Origin of the sequence: Gluconacetobacter sp. (assembly GCF_047721585.1) — a bacterium.
In the GTDB taxonomy this organism is placed as follows: Bacteria; Pseudomonadota; Alphaproteobacteria; order Acetobacterales; family Acetobacteraceae; genus Gluconacetobacter; species Gluconacetobacter dulcium.
Map to the genome: position 1 here is coordinate 16,447 of NZ_JBDNXE010000029.1, position 20,673 is coordinate 37,119.

The 20,673-nt window shown below is 65.7% G+C and carries 18 protein-coding genes; 11 read left to right on the forward strand and 7 right to left on the reverse strand.

Annotation, left to right across the window (positions count from 1 at the left end):
* Positions 1 to 16: 16 nt before the first annotated feature.
* The 4 genes from scpB (at position 17) to serS (ending at position 3,427) form a co-directional block, all read left to right on the forward strand.
* Complete coding sequence (gene scpB, locus ABF821_RS07595) at positions 17 to 625, forward strand: SMC-Scp complex subunit ScpB (RefSeq protein ID WP_415529600.1); 609 nt, start codon at positions 17 to 19, stop codon at positions 623 to 625.
* A 93-nt stretch (positions 626 to 718) separates the two neighbouring features.
* Positions 719 to 1,318, forward strand: a complete 600-nt coding sequence (gene tatB, locus ABF821_RS07600; protein ID WP_415529590.1) for a Sec-independent protein translocase protein TatB — start codon at positions 719 to 721, stop codon at positions 1,316 to 1,318.
* The gene (gene tatC, locus ABF821_RS07605; protein WP_415529601.1) at positions 1,318 to 2,160 is read left to right on the forward strand and encodes a twin-arginine translocase subunit TatC; all 843 of its coding nucleotides are present in this window, start codon (positions 1,318 to 1,320) and stop codon (positions 2,158 to 2,160) included. The genes tatB and tatC overlap by 1 nt, the downstream gene beginning before the upstream one ends.
* Positions 2,153 to 3,427 carry a serine--tRNA ligase gene (serS, locus tag ABF821_RS07610; RefSeq protein WP_182972988.1) on the forward strand — a complete coding sequence of 425 codons (1,275 nt, stop codon included), beginning with the start codon at positions 2,153 to 2,155 and terminating at the stop codon, positions 3,425 to 3,427. Before tatC ends, serS begins: the two co-directional genes overlap by 8 nt.
* 197 nt (positions 3,428 to 3,624) lie before the next feature.
* Here serS and ABF821_RS07615 read toward each other — a convergent pair whose 3' ends face one another.
* The 4 genes from ABF821_RS07615 to ABF821_RS07630 form a co-directional block, all read right to left on the reverse strand.
* Complete coding sequence (locus ABF821_RS07615; RefSeq protein WP_415529591.1) at positions 3,625 to 4,824, reverse strand: Dyp-type peroxidase; 1,200 nt, start codon at positions 4,822 to 4,824, stop codon at positions 3,625 to 3,627.
* 11 nt (positions 4,825 to 4,835) lie between these two features.
* Positions 4,836 to 6,002, reverse strand: coding sequence for a hypothetical protein (locus tag ABF821_RS07620; RefSeq protein WP_182972990.1), 1,167 nt, complete (start codon positions 6,000 to 6,002; stop codon positions 4,836 to 4,838).
* Positions 6,003 to 6,119: 117 nt separating this feature from the next.
* Positions 6,120 to 7,481 carry a carbohydrate porin gene (locus ABF821_RS07625; RefSeq protein ID WP_415529592.1) on the reverse strand — a complete coding sequence of 454 codons (1,362 nt, stop codon included), beginning with the start codon at positions 7,479 to 7,481 and terminating at the stop codon, positions 6,120 to 6,122.
* Positions 7,482 to 7,812: 331 nt separating this feature from the next.
* Positions 7,813 to 10,284 carry a helicase-related protein gene (locus ABF821_RS07630; protein WP_415529593.1) on the reverse strand — a complete coding sequence of 824 codons (2,472 nt, stop codon included), beginning with the start codon at positions 10,282 to 10,284 and terminating at the stop codon, positions 7,813 to 7,815.
* Between the two features lie 201 nt (positions 10,285 to 10,485).
* Here ABF821_RS07630 and ABF821_RS07635 point away from each other — a divergent pair, with 201 nt between their 5' ends.
* Both ABF821_RS07635 and gorA read left to right on the forward strand, forming a co-directional pair.
* On the forward strand, positions 10,486 to 11,391 hold the full coding sequence (locus tag ABF821_RS07635; protein WP_415529594.1) for a ferredoxin--NADP reductase: 906 nt from the start codon (positions 10,486 to 10,488) through the stop codon (positions 11,389 to 11,391).
* A 13-nt stretch (positions 11,392 to 11,404) separates the two neighbouring features.
* Positions 11,405 to 12,802 (forward strand): glutathione-disulfide reductase, encoded by a 1,398-nt coding sequence (gene gorA, locus ABF821_RS07640; protein WP_415529595.1) that lies wholly within the window; start codon positions 11,405 to 11,407, stop codon positions 12,800 to 12,802.
* A gap of 67 nt (positions 12,803 to 12,869) precedes the next feature.
* Here gorA and ABF821_RS07645 read toward each other — a convergent pair whose 3' ends face one another.
* On the reverse strand, positions 12,870 to 13,232 hold the full coding sequence (locus ABF821_RS07645; protein ID WP_182972995.1) for a hypothetical protein: 363 nt from the start codon (positions 13,230 to 13,232) through the stop codon (positions 12,870 to 12,872).
* A gap of 406 nt (positions 13,233 to 13,638) precedes the next feature.
* Between ABF821_RS07645 and ABF821_RS07650 the strand changes: the two genes are divergently transcribed.
* The 5 genes from ABF821_RS07650 to ABF821_RS07670 all read left to right on the forward strand — a co-directional run bounded on the left by ABF821_RS07650 (position 13,639) and on the right by ABF821_RS07670 (position 19,128).
* Positions 13,639 to 15,054, forward strand: coding sequence for a class II 3-deoxy-7-phosphoheptulonate synthase (locus tag ABF821_RS07650; RefSeq protein WP_182972996.1), 1,416 nt, complete (start codon positions 13,639 to 13,641; stop codon positions 15,052 to 15,054).
* A 22-nt stretch (positions 15,055 to 15,076) separates the two neighbouring features.
* A complete protein-coding gene (locus ABF821_RS07655) occupies positions 15,077 to 16,258 on the forward strand; it encodes a nicotinate phosphoribosyltransferase (RefSeq protein ID WP_415529596.1) in 1,182 nt (393 codons plus the stop codon).
* Positions 16,259 to 16,377: 119 nt separating this feature from the next.
* Positions 16,378 to 16,707, forward strand: a complete 330-nt coding sequence (locus ABF821_RS07660; protein WP_220791690.1) for a hypothetical protein — start codon at positions 16,378 to 16,380, stop codon at positions 16,705 to 16,707.
* A gap of 60 nt (positions 16,708 to 16,767) precedes the next feature.
* Positions 16,768 to 18,102: a glutamate--tRNA ligase gene (gltX, locus tag ABF821_RS07665; RefSeq protein ID WP_182972998.1), complete on the forward strand. Its 1,335-nt coding sequence runs from the start codon at positions 16,768 to 16,770 to the stop codon at positions 18,100 to 18,102.
* 141 nt (positions 18,103 to 18,243) lie between these two features.
* Positions 18,244 to 19,128, forward strand: coding sequence for a hypothetical protein (locus ABF821_RS07670; protein ID WP_415529597.1), 885 nt, complete (start codon positions 18,244 to 18,246; stop codon positions 19,126 to 19,128).
* 20 nt (positions 19,129 to 19,148) lie between these two features.
* On the opposite strand, the gene ABF821_RS07675 is transcribed toward ABF821_RS07670, so the two are convergent.
* Together ABF821_RS07675 and ABF821_RS07680 are read right to left on the reverse strand one after the other, a co-directional pair.
* Complete coding sequence (locus tag ABF821_RS07675) at positions 19,149 to 19,937, reverse strand: RNA methyltransferase (protein WP_182973000.1); 789 nt, start codon at positions 19,935 to 19,937, stop codon at positions 19,149 to 19,151.
* Positions 19,934 to 20,673 (reverse strand): DALR domain-containing protein (locus ABF821_RS07680; RefSeq protein ID WP_415529598.1); only part of this gene is annotated, 740 nt, incomplete at its 5' end. The genes ABF821_RS07680 and ABF821_RS07675, both read right to left, overlap by 4 nt.

The window sequence follows — 20,673 nt, forward strand, 5'->3', positions numbered from 1 at the left end:
GACGCCGGCCGTGCCGATGGCGATCCGGCTGATCGAGGCCATGATCTTTGCCAGCCCGGAGCCGGTATCCGAACGCGCGATCGCCGAATTGCTGGAGGGGCAGGGTCTGGTGCCGCCCGAGGCCGAGGATCTGGCGGCCTATGTGCGTGCCGTGATCGAGGGCGTCGTGAGGCAATATGAGGGACGGGGCGTGGCGCCGGTCCAGGTGGCCGGTGGATGGCAGTTCAGGACCGTGGCCGACCTGGCGCCCCGCCTGACCCGCGTGTTGCAGCGCCCGCGCCGACTGCCCCGTGCCACGCTGGAGAGCCTGGCGATCATCGCCTATCACCAGCCCTGCACCCGCGCGGAAATCGAGGACATTCGCGGCGTGTCGCTGAGCCAGCAGGTGCTGGACAATCTGCTGGAAGCCTCGCTGATCGTGCCGCGCGGGCGCAAGGAGGTTCCGGGGCGGCCGATCCTGTGGGGGACATCGGCCGATTTCCTGCGGCATTTCGGCCTGCGCGACCTGCGCGATCTGCCCCGGCGCGAGGAATTGCTGGTGGATGTGCCGGATAATCCCGTCCTGCGGGCCGCCGCTCCGGAGGAGGCGAAGACGGAAGCGGTTTCCGCTCCGCCGGTGGCGTGATAGGTGTCCTTCCTTTCCGCGCCTGTTTCGACGCGGTTCGCGCCCTGTCATGTCTGAGTTGGTCAATGTCCATATCTGAGCCACGGATCGGTCATGTTTGATTTCGCATGGTCCGAGATGGCGCTGATCGGTGTCGTCGCCCTGTTGCTGATCGGGCCAAAGGACATGCCGGTGGCGATCCGCACCGTTACCGGTCTGATCAAGAAGGCCCGCAAGATGGCCTCGGAATTTCAGACCCATGTCGATGAGATGGTGCGCGAGGCCGACCTGACCGAGGCGCGGGATACGCTGAACGGCATCCGGCGCTTCAATGTCCGCAACCAGATCATGCGGGCGATCGACGATGACGGAACGCTTCAGCGCACCTTCAACGAATCGCCGCTGGATACGCGGCCCGGAGCACCGCTGGTCCCGCCGCTGGCCACGGCACCCGGTTACGATCCGGACGGGCAGCACCGTTATGGCTATGTGCCGCCGGCGCAGCCTCGGGACGAGGCAGCCTTTCCGGCGGTCGTCGATGCCGGTCCTGCGCCCGCCCTGCTGCCGCCTGCCGTGGCGCGGCGGCTGGCGGCCGATCGGGCGCGGCTGCATCCGCCCGCTTTCCTGCCGCCGGTGCGGGTGATCCATGGGGCGCGGCGCGTGCCGGTGGATGCGCCCGGTGCGCGGACGGTGCCCGCGGGAGAGCCGACGTGATGGACGAGTCCAAGCCGGGAGCGACGAACCTGAACGACGACAATCGGAGCCATGGCGATCCGATCAACGACCAGCCGATGCCGCTGCTGGAACATCTGGTCGAATTGCGGCGCCGCCTGATCTGGTCGGCGGCGGCGTTCGGCCTGTGTTTCCTGCTGTGCTACCATTTCTCGGCGCGGATCTATCTGTTTCTCGCCCAGCCGCTGGGCGACGTGATGCGCGCGCAGGGCGAGCAGCCGCATCTGATCTATACGGCGCTGTATGAAGCCTTCTTTACCTACATCAAGGTGGCGATCTTCGGCGCGGGGTTCCTGTCCTTTCCGATGGTGGCCATGCAGGCGTGGATGTTCGTGGCGCCGGGGCTGTATCGCAGCGAGAAGCGGGCCTTTCTGCCGTTTCTGGTCGCGACCCCGATCATGTTCGTGATGGGGGCGGCGCTGGCCTATTATTTCGTCTTTCCCTTCGCCTGGAAATTCTTCCTGTCGTTCCAGACCGCCGACGGGCAGGACGGGTTGCAGATCCAGCTTCAGGCCAAGGTGTCGGAATATCTCGCGCTGGTCATGAAGCTGATCATGGCGTTCGGCGTGGCGTTTGAACTGCCGGTGGCGCTGACGCTGCTGGCGCGGGTGGGGATCGTGACCGCCGCCACGCTGAAACGCTTCCGGCGCTATGCCTATGTGGGGGCTTTCGTGATCGCGGCGATCCTGACGCCGCCGGACATCATCACCCAGACCGGTCTGGCGGTGCCGCTGATCGGGTTGTACGAAATTTCCATCATCTGTGCGCGCATGGTTCAACCCAAGCGCCCCGAGGACCCGGACCAGGAGAATTCCGATGCATGACCTTCGCGCGCTCCGCGCCGATCCGGCCGCTTTTGACGCATCCCTGACGCGCCGGGGCGATGCCCCCGTTGCCGGTCATGTGGTGCGGCTGGACGAAGACCGGCGTGCCGCCGTCACGGCGTTGCAGGATCGGCAGGCCCGGCGCAAGACGCTGTCGAAGGAGATTGGAACCCTGCGGCGGACGGGTGCCGACAGCGCGGCGCTGGAGGCAGAGGCTGTTGCGCTGCGCGAGGAGATCGAGCGGCTTGAAGCGGTGGTCCGGGATTGCGATGCCGAAATCCGCGATCTGCTGGTGACGCTGCCCAACCGGCTGGATGAGGCCGTGCCCGATGGAGCCGACGAGGCCGCCAATGTGGTCGTGCATCAGGTCGGCGAGCGGCGGAACTTCGCCTTTGCCCCGCGCGAGCATTTCGCGCTGGGCGAGGCGCTGGGCATGATGGATTTCGAGACCGCGTCCAAATTGTCCGGTGCGCGCTTCGTGGTGCTGCGGGGGGCGCTGGCGCGGATGGAGCGGGCGCTGGGGCAGTTCATGCTCGACCTGCATGTGCAGGAGCATGGCTATACCGAGACGGCGGTGCCGGTGCTGGTCAATGAGGCCGCGATGTTCGGCACCGACAAGCTGCCGAAATTCGCCGACCAGTCCTTCCGCACCGAGGACGGGCGCTGGCTGGTGCCGACCGCCGAGGTGCCGCTGACGGCCAGCGTGGCGGGGGACATTCTGCCGGGGGCGGCCCTGCCGCGCCGGATGGTCGCGCTGTCTTCCTGTTTTCGCAGCGAGGCCGGGGCATCCGGCCGCGATACGCGTGGCATGCTGCGGCAGCACCAGTTCCAGAAGGTGGAGATGGTGTCGGTTACCCGGCCGGAAGACAGCGACGCGGAACTGGAGCGCATGACACGATGCGCCGAGACGGTGCTGGAGCGGCTGGGCATTCCCTATCGTCGGATGCTGCTGTGCGCCGGCGATACCGGTTTCGGTGCGGCGAAGACGTTCGACCTGGAAGCGTGGCTGCCGGGGCAGGATGCGTGGCGGGAGATTTCGTCGTGCTCCACCACGCGGGATTTCCAGGCGCGGCGGATGAATGCCCGTTTTCGGCCGGCCGAGGGGGCGGCGCCGGAGTTTGTCCATACGCTCAACGGTTCGGGCCTGGCGGTCGGGCGCACATTGATCGCGGTGATGGAGAATTACCAGAACGAGGACGGCAGCATCACGGTGCCGGAGGTGCTGCGGCCGTATATGGGCGGGCTTGCGGTGGTGGGAGTGCCCTGACGCGCGCCGGGGCGTCAATATTCCCCGCCCAGATTGAGTTGCGGTCGGTTCGCGACACCGGGTGACGGTGGATCGAACTGTCGGAATGCGTTTTTCGGCGGAGCGGCGCGCTGGGGTGGAGGGGCGTGCGCGCAGGAGGCGAGCAGCGTGACAAGGGCGATTCCGAACCATCGCGAAATCGCCTTTATCCCGTGCATTTACGCCTCCAGAAGCCGCTGGCCCACATAGTCGCCGGACGCGCGTCCGGGGCAGGCGAACAGGCCGCCGCCGACATGGGTGGTGAACTGGTTCATCATATCGAATTTCGACATGCGTTCGAAGATTTTTGTGAAACCGGTACGCGGGTCCTGCTGATAGGCGAGGAACATCAATCCGGCGTCGAACTCGTTGCCCTGGCGCCAGGGCGGCCATCGTTCGGCGACGTAGCTCAAACCGTTGTCATAGGCATAGGCGCGCCTCAGAATCTGGGCGCCCTCATTTTCCTCGGGAGCCGCGAGGCGCGCGTGGGCGCCCTGGGCCGTGACGGGGTTGCCGTCCTTGTCCATCTGCTTCAGCGTCAGGGGGTCGAACTCGCGGTGGCCGCCGATGGGCGCGCCGCTCTGTTTCTGGCGCCCCATGGTCTGTTCCTGGAACCCGACTTTCATCCTGTCCCAATGTTCCAGCGCCATGCGGATGATGCGCGCGACCAGATAGGTTCCGCCCTGCATCCAGGGCAGATCGTCCGGCGCGGCCCAGAGGACGCGATCGGCGACCTTGGGGTCGTCGATGTCGGGATTGATCGTTCCGTCCTTGAAGCCCATCAGGTTGCGCGGCGTTTTGCCCTTGCCGAAGCTCGGCATGAAGCCGGTCTGGGCCCAGCGGGGCGTTGCCGTGTCGTAGGCGAGCGCCGCGAGGACGCGTATGGCGTGAAACGCTGTCTGCGGATCGCCCGCGCAACTCTGGATGCACAGATCGCCGCCCGTATGGGCCGGGACGAGTTGATCTCCGTTGAAACGCGGAAGATCGGCCAAGGGCGCCGGACGCCGGGCGGCCAGATTGTAACGATCCTTGCCGTCCTTGAGGAACAGGCCGGGGCCGAAGCCGAAGGTCAGCGTCAGACCCTTCGCCGACAGCCCTTCCGCGTCTTGTGGATCGACGAAGCCGGGGACGGGCCGGCCGGCCATCAACGCATCGGCCGCCATGCTCCAGCGCCGCATCAGCGCGGCGACGTCCTGACGCTTTTCGGCGGTCAGGTCGAAGGCGATGAAATAGAGAAAGGGCTGTTGCGGCGTCGCGATCCCCGGTTGGTGCGGCACGGAAGGCGTTATGGCGAAAGCGGGTGACGAGGCGAGCAGGCGCGTGCCCGCAACGCCCAGAGCCGCACTGAGAACCGCGCGGCGCGGCAGTGAAATGATCATAGCCGGTCGCCTCAAGGCGCGCTCAGATTGAGCGTGTTCATATCATCCTCGACGTAATAGAAACCTTTGTTGTCCGGTGTCATGGCCAAGCCGAAGAGATCGCCGTTGCCGGGCGGTTGCTGCGCCTGGTCGCTGTCCACCCATTGCGCGTAGATCTGTTTTTTGGCGTCCGGGTCGATTTCGACCACCTGCCCGTTGCGCCCGTTGGCGACCAGCAGGTGATGTCCGGGCACCCAGATCATCGCCAGGGGCCAGTTCAGCAATCCCCCCTTGGTAATGACCCGCCCCACCGCGTCGTTCTGGCGTGTGACCGGGTCCGTGCGGTTCACCGCATTGTCGATGGCGGTGACTTCCTCGTCATACCCGTCGGTCACGTAAAGCGTGCCATCGGTGTCGAGGGCGAGGCCGGTCGGGCCAAAGAGAAAATTGTCGCGATCCGCGCGTCCGGCGAACCCGCTGGCGACGACCGTCTGCTTTTCGAGAACCGGCGGCTGACCAGATGGAATGCGCAGATTCATCCGCAGTACGGTCGCATTGTGCAGGATCGGCGGATAATGGGTGACGGGGTCGCGCACATCGGGCGCCGGCAGGCCGGCGGCGGCCATCGAGATGAACAGCACGGCGGAATCGCCGTTATCGATGCTGGCGATATCGCCCCATGGGCCGGTGATGAGGGGACCCTTCCATGCCTCGGTGAACGTGCCGTTGGCGTCGAAGACGAGCACGCAACCGTCGCCCTTCGTCCCGGTCGTGCCGTCCTTGCTCGGCGTGCTGCCGACAATGACCCATCCGGATTTCAGGATTGTCAATGCGGTCGTAAAGCCGATTCCTCCCGGACAGGCGGCAAGGTTGGGTGGCACGCTCGCAAAAAGCCGCGATGTCTTCGTCGCGGGCGAATAGACGACAAGCGTCGTGCCGGTCCCTTGAAGATTGGTGATGTTGTTGAAATTCGTGACCATCACCTCGTCCTTGTGCAAGACACCCATGTCTTGCGGCACCAGGAAGACGGCGTAGGGGTTCAGGTCGCCATTGCCGGGGCTTGTGGAAGCGAGCATCATGTGGCGGTGGATTGTCTCCAGGAAGCCTTTGGGGGCCGCCGCGGCATGTTGGCTCCCGCAGGCCCAGGCGGCGCCGACAAAGGCAAGGGCGGAGAGAATGGAGCGCATCGTGGGTCTCATGAGGTTTGCACCCGGAGCATTTCCACCGAACAACAGGTTCGATGGAAATTTTCTGGTTTGTTGTTTTTTACGAGCGGCTTAACCTTTTCGAACGCACGCGTTCAAAAAGGATATGCTCTAGAAAGCGATGTTCGAGCGGAGGCCGATGACCGCGATGTCCTTGATCCGCCGGTCGGGATGGAGCGGATTGGGCACGCCGCCCGAGGGGTTGAAGATGTACTGGAAATCGGGCTGCAATTGCAGCCAGCCCGTCATCTGGCATTGGTACATCAGTTCCATGTAGGATTCGCCGCCCTGCGCGGGGCTGTAGGCGCCGGTATATCTGCGAACGGCACGATCGTAATTCGCCAGCGCGCTGCTGACATGGGTGTACCCCATGGCGAGGCCGAGCGTATCGTCCTGCCGGTACGGCAGCGGGTCTTTGAAGGTGAAGCCGAAATTCATGCTGAAATCGATGGGAACACGATCGGCCTGGGGCGTGCCCATGGCGCGGCCAAAGACGTTGAATGTCCGGTTGGGATCGACATGGCTGCGCCAGAGCATCTGGTCCGCGACCGCATAGAAACTGAACGCGCCCCGATGGGTCAGGGCTGTGCCGTTGCTGGCGGGAGAGGCCAGCGCATTGCCCGTATTGTCCCAATACTGGTCGGAAAATGGTTCCGAATCATACCATCCGCCAATACGGTAGATGCGCGAAAGCGCCTCTCCCTCATCGGGCGAGACCATGGCCCCCAGCCCCGGATAGACATATTGGAATTCCACGATCGCCATGACGCCTCGATTGAGGACGAAACTGGTGCCCGACCGATTGCTCTGCTGGGCGTCGCCCGAGACGTTATAGGCCGGGCTGCCGCTGAAGATGCCAGCTTGCACGTAAAGCGGCGTCGTAAGCCAGTATTTGCCGCGCACGCCAAGCGCGGATAGCGGATAGGCTGGACCGCCCCCCGGCAGATCGGCGGAGGGGACCATCGGCCAGCCGAACATGGTGTTGGCGAACACAAGCGCGTTGCTGCTGACCATCCATTCCTGATCGAGACTCTGTTGGCCGATCTTGATGTCCAGCTTCTGCTGATCGAGAAGCTTCTGATCGAACCAGAGTTCCCAAAGCCGCGTCGAACGGTCGGCTTCGATGCCGCTGATGGTCTGATAGGCGTCGAGATTGTCGGCGCTGAGGTTGCGGCCGTGGACCTGCTCCATGCTGACCTGGAATGTTCCGCCATACCAGCCAAAGGCGCGCTGGGTGTTCATCTGAAGTACCGCCACGGTCAGGCCGTCATAATCGGCACCGCGACGCATGCCGCCGGAAGGATTGCCGAACACCTCGGATGTTTCCTGGACGGCGAGTACGATACCGGCTTTTCCCAGTTCCGAGCGCAGGCCCCACATGTTGCCGAGCAGATTCGCGCTGCGCTTCCAATTGTCGAGAAAACCGAAGACGCCGTTTGACGATTCGTCTCCGGCCGCCGCTGCGTTACCCATATTGACCATCGGCGCGACCGCGTGAGCGCTGGTGCCGGTAAGCAGAAACGTTACGACGAAGCCACATACTCGCCGGGAGTGAGGATTCTTCCCGCCTTTTTGTCTGATGCGCTCACGATAAGACACTTGTTTCGTTCCATGCAGATGCGACTTAATATTAATTTCATGTGCGGCAATGTTTTGCAATAGATTTTCATAATCATTCTCATTTTCAGGGAACGGAAACGGTCGGGTCGCGTTTCAAGGGATTCGGGTCTTGGAACGGGCGCGACCGCGGGCCAGGCGGTTCGGGACGATGGAGCCGGTCAGACGACGTCGTGTCGTTCGGCGATCAGCGCGTCCGGAGGCTCTTGCCGCGCGGTCTGTCTGTCCGCTTGTAGGCGTTCGGACCAGGGGGGTGATCGCTGGATCTGCCGTCGCCGGATTGGCTGCGAGGTCCATGACCGGGGTGTTTCGATACCGGGCGTCCCCGCCCGGCTTCGTCCGCGCGGGCGCGGCTGCTCTGCTGGCGCAGAACGTCTTCGATCCAGTCGTTGAGGCGGGCGGTGGCGTCTTCGGCGTCTTCGCTCGCGCGGTAGGCGTCGGGGAAGCGCAGGGCCAGCCAGCGCCAGGCGACCAGGCGCTTGTGGCGTTTTTCCGCGCGTTCCAGCTCGACGCGATCGGCGCGTTCGGCGGGGGGGAGGCGGCCGGTGCCGGGGGGAATGACCGGACGGTCGGCGGCGTGATCGGCGGCCCACTGGACGAGGCGCTGGATGCCGTTGTCGCGGTCGTCCACCGGGCACATCGCATAGACCCAGCGCTGGGCCAGCGTCAGGCCGGTGACGCCTTCCAATGCGGTGGCGATGGCGAAGGCCTGTTCCATGTTGGCCAGGCGGTAGTTCGGGTCGTCATGGCGCAGCACGGCGCGGCGGATGCGCGACAGCACGCCGAACAGACTCTCCGAGCCGATTTCGGCCGCCACCGCCTGGATGATGTCGGAATCGGGCTGGACCTGCGGGCGCAGGTCGGTGGGTTCGGCCGGTGGCGCGGCGAGCATGGTGCGCACGAACGCGGCGCTGCCGGCGCCGGCCAGCACCGCCACGATTCCCTGTTCGTGCTTGCCGTAGCGGCCGGCGCGGCCGCCGATCTGTTTGACTTCCTGTGCGTTCAGGTCGCGGGTCTGGGTGCCGTCGAACTTGCGCAGGGCGGTGAAGATCACGCGCCGGATCGTCAGGTTCAGGCCCATGCCGATGGCGTCGGTGGCGATCAGGATATCGGCGGCGCCGTCGTTGAATCGCTGGGCTTCGGCCCGGCGGACCTCGGGGCTGAGGGCGCCGTAGACCACGGCGACCTTGCGGCCGCGCGCGACCAGCAGGGCGCGCAGGTCCAGCACCTCGCGCCGCGAGAAGGCGATCAGCGCGTCGTGCGGTTTCAGGTCCTTGATCTGGACCGCTTCGCTGGCGGTGACCAGCGGGCCTTTGCGTTCCAGTCGGACTTCATCCAGCGGGTCGCCGCAGAGTTCGGCGATGCGGCGGACCATCGGCACGCAGTCAGGGGCGCCCAGTACGTAGAGGTGCCGCGCGGGGGCGCCCATGATCGCCGCCGTCCAGGCCGCGCCGCGATCGGGGTCCGACAGCATCTGGGCTTCGTCGATGATGGCGACATCGACGGGGTTGTGCAGCGGGCACATCTCGACCGTGGCGGCGAGGTGGCGGCTGCCGGGGATTTCGATCCGCTCTTCGCCCGTTGCCAGCGAGGTGGGGACGCCGCGCGCGGTCAGGGCTTCGCGGAATTCGTGGGCCAGCAGGCGCAGGGGGGCCAGGGCCATGCCGCTTTCGGCCCGTGCCAGGGCTTCCAGCGCCGTGTGGGACTTGCCGCTGTTGGTCGGGCCGGTGACGAGTGTGATCCGGCGCTTCAATGCGCGTGCGGTCTTGAAATGTGCGGCGTAGCGATCGAGTGCCGCGACGCGGGCGATGACGGCGTTGCCGACCTTGCGGGTGCCGGCGTCGGGAACCAGGGCGGGGGTGGTGGGGGCGCCGCCGCGCCATTCCGGCAGGTGCTTGCGCAGGGCCACCAGTTCCCTGGGGTCGAATTCCCAGTGCTCCGTGCCGTCCGGCTGCGGCACGCGGCGGGCGACGGGCAGGCGGTTTTCGGCGATCCAGCGCAGGGCTTCCTTGCCCGAGCAGCGCAGCAGGCGGGGGACCTCGGAGAAGCCGACCAGGCTGGCTTCCCATTCCTGTAGCCGGCGTTCTTCCTCGGTGCGGCGGGTGCGGGCGGCCTGTTCGATGGCCTCCTGTTCCTGCCGCCTGATGTCGGCGTCGCGCCGCATGCCCTCGACGAAGCCCGAGCGCGGGTCCAGCGCGAAGGCTTCGGCCACCGCGCGGGACAGGGTTTCGGTCTCGGCGGGGGTCAGGACGCGGCCGGTGCCGTCGAACAGGTCGGCGCGGATGGTTTCGACCGCCGCCTCGGGGGTGGGGGCGGTGGCGCGCAGGCGCGCGCGGATGACGGCGGACAGCGCATCGAGCAGCCGGGCATCATCGGGTTCGGGGTCGTCGATCGTGGCGGCGGCGGCTTCGGTATCCGCGCGCGTGACCCACACCTGACCTGCCCGGCGGGTGAGGTCCATCAGGCGCGAGCCCCACGGCTTGCGGCGTACGGTACACAGCGCCGCGCGGAAAGTTGCATCGTCGACGCGATCCTGCCCCGGTGTCAGGGCGCGGGCGATCGTGCGTTCCAGTTTGGGCAGTTCGCGGGTTTCGACGGTCAGGCCGGTTTCGGCAATGGCGGCGGCGACGGCGCTGACGGCGGGGGAATTGGATGTCATATCCGGTTTGTGCGCCATTGCGCGTCATCTCACAACGGTTGTGCGTGGGGCAGATCTGCCCGTGTCTCAACCCTCCGATCGCGGTTTTGTGCTGGCATCGGGGGCGTAGGGTGCTTAAACATCTCTCCCTCCTGCACGAACGGGGCGCATGCCGCGGGTCGTGGCCTATGAGTTCCTGTCATGACGGAGAGTTCTGATCTCATGTCCGATACGTTGACCATGCCTGTTGGGACCATGCCTGTTGGGACCCTGCCTGCGGAGGCCGTGCCGAGCGGTCTGGAACCCGTTCCGGGTGAGGCTGGCGTGTATCATCTGGCCGAGCCGACCAAGACCTACGGCCATCTGAATGCCGAGACGGTCCTGACCGTCCATCACTGGACCGATCGTCTGTTCAGCTTCACCACCACCCGCGATGCCGCGCTGCGGTTCGAGAACGGGCAGTTCGCGATGATCGGCATCGAGGTCGAGGGCAAGCCGCTGCTGCGCGCCTATTCGATCGCGAGCGCGAATTACGAGGAACAGCTCGAATTCCTCTCCATCGCCGTGCCCGACGGCCCGCTGACCTCGCGCCTGCGGCACGTCAAGCCGGGCGACAAGGTGCTGATCGGCCGCAAGCCCACCGGCACGCTGCTGCTGGACAATCTGCGCCCCGGCCGCAACCTGTATTTCCTCTCGACGGGTACCGGGCTGGCGCCGTTCATGAGCCTGATCAAGGACCCGGCGGTCTATGAGCGGTTCGACAAGGTGATCCTGAGCCATACGGTGCGGATCTCCGGCGAACTGGCCTATGCCAACCATATCCGCCACGAACTGCCGCAGCATGAATTCCTGGGCGAGGATGTGTCGGGCAAGCTGCTGTACTATCCGGCGGTGACGCGCGAGGAATTCGCGGTGACTGACCGCATCACCAAGCTGATCGAGTCCGGCAAGATCTTCACCGATCTGAATATTCCGGAACTGGACCCCGAGCATGACCGCGTGATGATCTGCGGTTCGCCCGAAATGCTGGCCGACACCGAAGCACTGCTGGAATCCCGCGGCTTCGACGAGGGCAACAATTCGAAGCCCGGTGCCTATGTGGTCGAAAAGGCGTTCGCCGAACGCTGATCGGGAATCCGACATGACGTATGATTTCGACCTGTTCGTCATCGGTGCGGGGTCGGGCGGTGTGCGTTGCGCGCGCATCGCCGCCGCGCACGGTGCCCGCGTGGCCGTCGCCGAAAACCGGCATTGGGGCGGCACCTGCGTCAATCTGGGGTGCGTGCCCAAGAAGCTGATGGTCCAGGCCGCCGAATATGGCGATCTGGCCCGTGACAGCCATGGGTTTGGCTGGGAGGTCGCCCCCGGCCATCATGACTGGGCGGCGCTGATCGCCGCCAAGGACCATGAGATTACGCGCCTGAACGGCATCTATGTCTCGATGCTGGAAAAATCCGGGGTGAGGCTGTTTACCGGCACCGCCCGGTTCGAGGACGCGCATACCATCGTGATCGGGCCGGGCGCGTTGGCGCCCGACGCGCCGGTGCGGCGCGTGACGGCGGCGCGGATCGTGATCGCGACCGGGTCGCGGCCGGATCTGCCCGAGATTCCGGGAATCGAGCATGCGATTTCCTCGGACCAGGCGTTTCATCTCGACGCGCGGCCGAAGCGGGTGTGCATGGTCGGCGGCGGTTATATCGGCGTGGAATTCGCCGGCATTTTCCAGGGACTGGGGTCGGAGGTCGATCTGGTCTATCGCCAGCATCTGCCGCTGCGCGGGTTCGACCATGATCTGCGCACGGCGCTGCACGAGGCCATTGAGAGCAGGGGCATCCGGCAGCATGCGGGGCGGTCGCCGGTTGCGATCCGTGCCCATGGCCGCCACTACACGGTCGAACTGGATAATGGCGCGAAGATCGAGACCGATTGCGTGTTCTTCGCCACCGGGCGCAATCCGAATGTGGATGCGCTGGGGCTGAACCATGCCGGTGTGTCGGTGACGGCGGGTGGCCGGATCGTCGTCGATGCCATGGGCGAGACCAACGTGCCGGGCATCTTCGCCATCGGTGACGTGACGAACCGGATGAACCTGACGCCGGTTGCCATTGCCGAGGGGCATAGTCTGGCCGATCGTCTGTTCGGTCACGGACATCCGCGCGAATGGTCGCTGGAGACGACGCCCAAGGCCGTGTTCTTCTCGCCGCCACTGGCCAGTGTCGGCCTGACCGAGAGCGAGGCCGCGCGCGAGGGCAATGTCGATATCTATCTGGCGCGCTTTACGCCGATGCGTCACACGCTCAGTGGCCGCACGCGCAAGACGGTGATGAAGCTGGTGGTGGATCAGGCGAGCCAGAAGGTCGTCGGCGCGCACATGCTGGGTGACGATGCGCCGGAGATGATGCAGGGGCTGGCCATTGCCGTGACGGCGGGGCTGACCAAGCAGGATTTCGACCGCACGGTCGGCATTCATCCGACATCGGCCGAGGAGTTCGTGACCATGCGGACGCGCACGCGGGTCACGGAGCGGTCCAGCGACTGAACTGTGCGATGTTGTCCGTTCCGGACGCGCGCCGGATCGGGCGGCGCGCGTTTTCCTGGCGGATGACTTAGCGCGGCGTGACCCAGCCATTGCCTGTGGCGTCGCCGAGCTGGCCCTGACCGTAGGGGCTGCTGCTCTGATAGGCGCTGCCGAAGCGTGACAGGTCGGTGCCGGTGACCGCGTCGCGATGCACGTTGGCTTCGTGATCCGGGTCCGGCCCGTGGGTCATGTCCATCGACGGTGCGTCCTGATAGCCGGGGGGCAGGCTGCGACGGCCTTTGACGGTCAGGTCTTCGCCGCGCTGGGCTTCGACCCCGTCCTGGTTCTGCGGATGCTGCTGCGTGTCGCCAGGTGCTGCGAGCGCGGGGACGGCAAGCAGGCAGAAGCCGGCCAGAAGCGGAAGCAGGCTGGTGCGGAATGTGGCCGGCATGGGAAATCCTTCCATTTCATATGGGACACACCATGTCATGTGTGCCTTGGGCCGTTAAGACCCCTTCCATGCCGCAGGTGGGCGGGAGGGGGGCCTTGCGGGGCGATCCGTGGCATATGATAGCGACCTGTCCCTGTTCCAGCCGGTCTAGCCGATTGCGGCGGGCCGTTGCACGCCCGGAAAACATGGCAGGCAGGCGGGGAAAGCGGTGCATCGGCCATGCGGGCGTACGAATATGTCGTCCGGCGCCTGCGAGACGATGATCCTCTTTGCGTTGAGAGGCGATTTTCGACATAAAGGCTCCCCCGTTGCAAGGCCGGCCATCGGGGCGCGGGCTGGGGGAGATGGCGGCGCGCATCGCTGGGATGTCGCGACCGGACGATCAGAGGAATTTTAGGAACCGACCATGAGTGCGACGCACAGCCACGACAAATCTTCCCGGCAGGCCTGGACGCCGGAAAGCTGGCGGTCGTTTCCCATCCGTCAGGTTCCGTCATATCCCGACGCGACCGTGCTTCAGGCGGTCGAGGACCGGCTGCGCCGATATCCGCCGCTGGTCTTTGCCGGCGAAGCGCGGCGCCTGAAGGCCAGCCTGGCCGCCGCGTCGCAGGGCAAGGCCTTCGTGTTGCAGGGCGGCGCATGCGCCGAGAGCTTCAGCGAGTTTACCGCCGATATCGTCCGCGACACGTTCCGCGTGCTGTTGCAGATGTCGGTGGTGCTGACCTTCGGCGCCAAGGTGCCGGTGGTGAAGATCGGCCGCATGGCCGGCCAGTACGCCAAGCCCCGTTCGTCGGATAGCGAGACGGTGGATGGCGTGAGCCTGCCGTCCTATCGCGGTGACATCATCAACGGTGCGGCCTTCACGCCCGAGGCGCGGATTCCCGACCCGGTGCGCATGGAAACCGGCTATTTCCAGTCGGCCGGGGTGATGAACCTGCTGCGGGCGTTTGCCGGCGGCGGCTATGCCAACCTGCATGAGGTGCATCGCTGGAACCTGGGCTTCGTCGAGCGTTCGCCGCTGGCCAAGCGTTATGGCGTGCTGGCCGAGCGGATCGACGAGACGCTGGCTTTCATGGCCGCCTGCGGCGTGACCGGTGCCACCAGCCGGCAGTTGGACGAGACCGAGTTCTATACCTCGCACGAGGCGCTGCTGCTGCCTTATGAACAGGCTTTGACGCGCATCGATTCCACGACGGGGGAATGGTACGACTGCTCGGCCCATTTCGTCTGGATCGGTGATCGGACCCGCCAGCCGGATGGCGCGCATGTCGAGTTCCTGCGTGGCGTGCGCAACCCGATCGGCATCAAGGTGGGACCGACAACGACGATCGAGGATCTGGAGCGCCTGCTGGAGATCCTGAACCCGAAGGACGAGCCGGGCCGGATCTCGCTGATCTCGCGCATGGGGGCCGAGGGCGTGACGCGGCATCTGCCGGCGCTGCTGCGCAAGGTCGTGGCCTCGGGCCGCACGGTCACATGGTTGTGCGATCCGATGCATGGCAACACGATCTCGACCGTCAACAAGATCAAGACCCGGTCGTTCGAGGCGATTCTGAGCGAGATTCGCGGGTTTTTCGACGTGTTTCAGGCGGAAAACGCCCACCCTGGCGGGGTGCATGTGGAGATGACCGGGCAGAACGTGACGGAGTGCGTGGGCGGTGCTCACCGCTTGACGGAAGCCGATCTTGGTGAACGGTATGAGACCTTCTGCGACCCGAGGCTGAATGCCGAGCAGTCGCTGGAGATGGCATTCCTGCTGGCCGAGGAACTGACGGCGCGCCTGCGTGGCGGGTCGGGCAAGACGGGCACGGAGGCCGCGTAACGGAAAAAACATCGGAGGAACGATGTCGGCAGTCCAGTCACCTACGGCATTCGGTCCATCTCAGGCGCTGGATGATGCGACCATCCGGGCGCGGACTGATGCCTATTTCAACCGGACGCGCGACATCGTCACCCGCTTCGGCGATCGGCGGGTGACCTATGCCCTGTTCGTCCGCCGGCCGGTCCTCTCCGCGACGCGGCTGATGACCGAATGGCTGGACAACGTGGCCCGCGAAAGGGGGATATCCCTGACGCATGAGGTGATGTTTGCCGAGGGCGCGTGGGTCGGGGCGGGGGAGCCGCTGGTTTACATCACCGGCTCGTTCGCGGCGCTGGCCGACCTGGAGACTCTGCTGTTGCAGAAGCTCGGGCCGCCCTGCGTGGCGGCGCTGAATGCCTACCAGATGGCGATGGCGCTGCCGAAAGTGCGCTTTCTCGCCATGGAGGCCCGGCATTGCGCCGGCTTCGAGATGCAGGAACAGATGGCCTATGCGGCCTCGATCGGCAGTCTCGCGGCCCGGAGCGAGGGTGCGCTGGGCTTTGTCGGTGGTGCGAACGATGCCACGGCGGGCTTTTTCGGCCAGTCGGCCGGGCTGGGCACCATGCCGCATGCCCTGATCGGCTATGCGGGCTCGACGCTGCGTGCCGCCGAGATGTTCCATGAGGCGTTTCCCGAATCCGACCTCGTGGTGCTGACCGATTATTTCGGGCACGAGGTCACGGACGGGCTGGCGGTGTGCCGTGCCTTTCCCGAACTGGCGGCGGCGGGGCGGCTGGCGGTGCGGCTGGATACCCATGGCGGGCGGTTTCTGGAGGGGCTGGACCCCCAGAAATCCTATGCCGCGCTGGAGCGGAATACCCCCGGCACCATCCGGCGCTATCGGTCCGAGACCGAATTGCGGAATCTGGTCGGGACCGGTGTTTCGGCCGCCGCGATCTGGCGCATGCGCGAAGTATTGGACGAGGCCGGGTTCCCGAAGGTGCGGATTATCGTCTCGTCGGGGTTCAACGTCGAGAAATGCCTGGCGATGGCCGATGCGCATGCGCCGATCGACGTGGTGGGAACCGGCTCGTTCATTCCCGATCGCTGGTCGGAAACCTATGCGACCGCCGACATCGTGTCGTATGACGGCGAACCCCGCGTGAAGGTCGGCCGTGAGTTTCTGCTGCGTCGCGCGGGCGATCGGGCTGCCGCCGGCACTTGATCCCATTCCGCCGTCGGGGCATGGCCCTGCGGGCATCATGACAGGGAATTGCGCATTTGACCGATACTCCTCCCATTTCCGAATCCACGGCGGACGAGTCGGGCTGGCGCGTCCGGATCATGGATCTGTCGGGCGGCGCCGAAGAGGGAATCGTCGAGGAAATCGGCGGTTTCGTCGATCTGTCCCATGCCAATGCGTTTGCGCGGGCCTATGTGCGCGACAGCATCGAGCGTTGCCGGGTGCCCGGTGCCGCGCCGCGCGAGGTGCTGCAATCGTGGCTGACGTTCGGCGAGGATGCCGAAATCCAGGACGCGGGTGACGAGGCCTGGCGTTCGGCGAACGAACTGGACGATTTCACGGCCAATCCCGCCACGTCGATGGAGCGGGACTGGCGGGCGCTGGACCCGCGCCGGCTGGTCGAGGATGATGAGGACGATATCGAAGAATAACGGCCGGGCCGGCGGGCGTTCCGGCTGGTCTTTCCGGCGCGTCCGACGCATATAGGCGGCATGAAACTCCGCTTTGCGCCCAGCCCGACGGGCTTGATCCATGTCGGCAACGCCCGCCAGGCGATTGCCAACGCCCTGTATGCGCGCCGCCATGGCGCCACGTTCCAGCTCCGCATCGACGATACCGACCGCGAGCGTTCGCGCGAGGAGTATGCCGATGCGCTGCGCACCGACCTGACATGGCTCGGGATCGGCTGGGACGAGACGTTCCGCCAGTCGGATCGTCTGGACCGCTATGCGGCGGCGATCGAGACGCTGAAGGATAGCGGCCGCCTGTATCCGTGCTTCGAGAGCGAGCAGGAACTGGCCGCCAAGCGCGAGGCGCGCATCCGCATGCGCAAGCCGCCGGTCTATGACCGCGCCATGCTGCGCATGACGGCCGAGCAGCGCGCCCAGGCCGAGGCGAACGGCAAGGTGCCGTACTGGCGCTTCCGTCTGTCCGACGGGATCGTGGCGTGGGACGACCTGGTCATGGGGCGTTCGCAGGTCAAGCTGCCCTCCATTTCCGATCCTGTGCTGGTGCGGGCCGACGGCACGGTGCTGTATACGCTGGCATCGGTGGTGGACGACCTGGAAACCGGGGTTACGCATATTCTGCGTGGCGAGGACCATCTGACCAATACCGGCGTGCAGATCGACATTGCCGAGGCGCTGGGTGCGCGGCCGGGGCGCTTTACCTTCGCGCATCTGCCGCTGCTGCTGGACGAGGCGGGGGGAAAGCTGTCCAAGCGCTTCGACGGGCTGTCGCTGCGTGCCCTGCGGCAGGACGGGATCGATCCGGGGGCCGTCGTCTCGTATCTGGCGCGGCTGGGCAGTTCGGACGATCCGGCGCCATTGTCCTTCGCGGAACTGGCGGCCACCTATGATGTCCGCCGTGTCTCGCGTTCGGCCGCGCGGTTCGACATGCGGCAGTTGATGGCGCTGAACCGCAAGGTGATGCACCAGAAGCCGTTCGCCGACATGCGCGACCTGCTGCCGGAAGGGGCGACCGAAGCGTTCTGGCTGGCCGTGCGCGGCAATGTCGACCTGCTGTCGGAACTGCGGCACTGGTGGGATGTGGTCGGTGGCACGATCGTGCCGCCGGTGCAGGACGAGGAGGAGGGCGGCTATCTGCTTCAGGCGCTGTCGCTTCTGCCGGACGATCCGTGGGATTCCGAGACCTGGAAGAGTTGGACCGATGCGATCCGTGCCGCGACGGGGCGTAGCGGCAAGGGGTTGTTCCACCCGCTGCGCGTCGCCTTGACGGGTGAGGAGAAGGGGCCGGAAATGCGCGACCTGCTGCCGTTGATGGGCCACGCGCGCGTGGCGGAACGGCTGCGTATTGCCGCACGCTGACGGCGGTTATCGGAAAAGTCCTAATCGAGACGCCATTTTGCGTTCCGGGGCGCTTTGACACAAGATGCTCGGCTTCCGGCAGCGATGCGCAAGAGCGCGCTGCCCTCGGACAATGTGACCAGGCATCCCCGGAGGCGCGTGATGACGACAGCAGCGACCACGACAGAAAAAGCGGGAACCGCAAATCGGAGCAGGCGGAGCCGTCGAAGGGAAGAGATCCTGCTTGCGCTCCTGAACAGGATCAGTGGCGATAAGGCGGAAGATCTGGTCGTACGCCTGCTGGAGGCGCCTGAGAAGCTTGAAGCGGTCGCCCGCGAGATCGGGGCCAGTCCGTCGGTGGAGGCATTGCGCAAGCTGGGGACGACCCTCGATATCATGAAATCAGGCCGCTTGGAGGCGGATTACGCTTATGTCGGCCTGCCCGATGAGGCGCGGGCGTGCGGATTTCGAGAAGGATTCGAGACATTCATGCGGTCCCGCCTGGGCAAGCGGGCGGATAGTTTCGCATTGATGTTCGAGCACCTCGACCGTCATCGCGATCCGCTCATCATCGAGACGGGATGTCTGCGGGTGCCGAACAATTGGGAAGGCGACGGGCAGAGCACGTTCCAGTTCGACTGGTACGCACGCGAGAAGAATGGCTCCGTCATCACGATCGATATCAATCCGGACAGCATCGATAGCGCCCGGCGTGCCTGTAGCGGGGTGACGCAGACGATCCTGAATGATTCCGTCTCGGCGCTCGATATGTTGAGCGCCCGCATGACGGGGCCGGCGGCGCTGATTTATCTCGACAGCTTCGATCTCGATATGAAAGACCCCATGCCCAGCGCCGTGCATCATGCGCTGGAAATCATGGCTGTGCGTTCGCTCATCGGGCCGGGGACGCTGATCTCCGTGGATGATTTCAATGTTCCGCCGCTCGGGCCGGGTGGGAAAGGGCTGATTGTGGATCAGTTCCTGCACAACATCCGTGCCGAGGTGCTGTATTCCGGCTATCAGAAGCTCTGGCGGATGCCAGGTTAAAGGCGCGGGGCCGGCGTGCTTCAGCCTTCGCCGCCGGTTCCCCGCGCCTTGCGGCCACGGGCCAGTTCGGTCACCACGCCGTGCAGGGTGCGGAGTTCCTGTTCCGTGACTTCGCCACGGGTGAAGAAATGGCGCAGGTTGCGGACCATGCCGGGGCGCTTCTGCTCGTTGCGCAGGAAGCCGCATTCATCGAGCTGGCCGACGAGATTACGCATGAAATTGTCCAGTTCGCCCTTGGTGGCGACGTGGGTTTCATTGGTCATCAACGTGCGCGGCGGGGTGGTGTCTTCGGCCATCCACCATTCATAGGCCATGATCATGACCGCCTGCGCCAGGTTCAGCGACATGAAGGCCGGGTTCAGCGGGTAGCGGATCAGCGCGTCGGCGCGGGCCATGTCCTCGTTGTCCAGCCCGGCGCGCTCCGGGCCGAACATCAGGCCGGTGCGCAGGCCACGGCTGCTCATCTGCCGCAGTTCGGCGGCGCCGCCTCGGGCGGTCAGCACCGTCTTGACGATGTGGCGCGGGCGGGGGCAGGTCGCGAGGACGTGGTGCAGGTCGGCCACCGCGTCATCGACTGTTTCATGCACCGTTGCGGCGTCGAGAATCCGGTCGGCGCCGGAGGCCGCGCGCCAGGCGCGTTCCAGCGGCCAGCCGTCGCGCGGGGCGACCAGCCGCAGGTGGAACAGGCCGCCATTGGCCATGGCGCGTGCCGTGGTGCCGATATTTTCGGCCATCTGCGGGCGCACCAGGATCACGACCGGGCTGTTGCCGATCGGGCCGATATCGGCCCCGCCGTCGCGGCCGGTCATGCGCGCCTCCAGGTGGTGCCGGTGGGGCCGTCTTCCAGCAGGATGCCGCGTGCCGCGAGGTCGTCGCGGATGGCATCGGCCCGCGCGAAGTCGCGGGATTTGCGGGCGGCGAGACGCTCGGCGATCAGGGTTTCGATTTCTGCTTCGTCGACGCTGGCGCCGGCGCGGAACCAGGCATCGGCCGACTGGCCCAGCAGGCCCAGCAGGCGGCCGGATGCGCGCAGGCCGCGTGCGGCGTCGCGGTCGCCGGCCAGGGCGCGATCGGCGAGGGCGTGCATCTCGGCCAGGGCGCGCGGCGTGTTGAGATCGTCGCACATCGCGGCCAGGACCTCGGCCGGCACCGGATCGGTTTCGTCGGGCGGGAGGTCGCCGATGGCGCGGTAGAAGCGGTTCAGCGTCTGTTTTGCCTCGTCCAGCCCGGTGCGGGTGAAGTTCAGCACCGAATGGTACTGGGCATGCAGCAGCAGGAGGCGCAGCGCCTCGGCGGGGGTGTCGGACAGGATGTCGCGGATGGTCAGGAAGTTGCCCAGCGATTTGGACATCTTCTCGCCATTCACCAGCAGCATCGCGTTATGCACCCAGTGGTTCGCGAAGCGGCTGTGCGGGAAGCAGCACTGGCTTTGTGCCCGTTCGTTTTCATGGTGCGGGAACAGCAGGTCGCTGCCGCCGCCGTGGATGTCGAAGCTCTCGCCCAGATAGCGGTGCGACATGGCCGAGCATTCGATATGCCAGCCCG

Coding starts and splice junctions, on each gene's coding strand:
- ABF821_RS07645 (WP_182972995.1), bottom strand. CDS start 13,232: ATGCCGGCCACATTCCGCACCAGCCTGCTTCCGCTTCTGGCCGGCTTC.
- ABF821_RS07625 (WP_415529592.1), bottom strand. CDS start 7,481: ATGGGTAACGCAGCGGCGGCCGGAGACGAATCGTCAAACGGCGTCTTC.
- ABF821_RS07650 (WP_182972996.1), top strand. CDS start 13,639: ATGAGTGCGACGCACAGCCACGACAAATCTTCCCGGCAGGCCTGGACG.
- serS (WP_182972988.1), top strand. CDS start 2,153: ATGCATGACCTTCGCGCGCTCCGCGCCGATCCGGCCGCTTTTGACGCA.
- scpB (WP_415529600.1), top strand. CDS start 17: ATGGCGATCCGGCTGATCGAGGCCATGATCTTTGCCAGCCCGGAGCCG.
- ABF821_RS07620 (WP_182972990.1), bottom strand. CDS start 6,002: ATGAGACCCACGATGCGCTCCATTCTCTCCGCCCTTGCCTTTGTCGGC.
- ABF821_RS07615 (WP_415529591.1), bottom strand. CDS start 4,824: ATGATCATTTCACTGCCGCGCCGCGCGGTTCTCAGTGCGGCTCTGGGC.
- ABF821_RS07635 (WP_415529594.1), top strand. CDS start 10,486: ATGTCCGATACGTTGACCATGCCTGTTGGGACCATGCCTGTTGGGACC.
- ABF821_RS07660 (WP_220791690.1), top strand. CDS start 16,378: ATGGATCTGTCGGGCGGCGCCGAAGAGGGAATCGTCGAGGAAATCGGC.
- ABF821_RS07655 (WP_415529596.1), top strand. CDS start 15,077: ATGTCGGCAGTCCAGTCACCTACGGCATTCGGTCCATCTCAGGCGCTG.
- tatC (WP_415529601.1), top strand. CDS start 1,318: ATGGACGAGTCCAAGCCGGGAGCGACGAACCTGAACGACGACAATCGG.
- ABF821_RS07670 (WP_415529597.1), top strand. CDS start 18,244: ATGACGACAGCAGCGACCACGACAGAAAAAGCGGGAACCGCAAATCGG.
- ABF821_RS07630 (WP_415529593.1), bottom strand. CDS start 10,284: ATGACATCCAATTCCCCCGCCGTCAGCGCCGTCGCCGCCGCCATTGCC.
- gorA (WP_415529595.1), top strand. CDS start 11,405: ATGACGTATGATTTCGACCTGTTCGTCATCGGTGCGGGGTCGGGCGGT.
- tatB (WP_415529590.1), top strand. CDS start 719: ATGTTTGATTTCGCATGGTCCGAGATGGCGCTGATCGGTGTCGTCGCC.
- ABF821_RS07675 (WP_182973000.1), bottom strand. CDS start 19,937: ATGACCGGCCGCGACGGCGGGGCCGATATCGGCCCGATCGGCAACAGC.
- gltX (WP_182972998.1), top strand. CDS start 16,768: ATGAAACTCCGCTTTGCGCCCAGCCCGACGGGCTTGATCCATGTCGGC.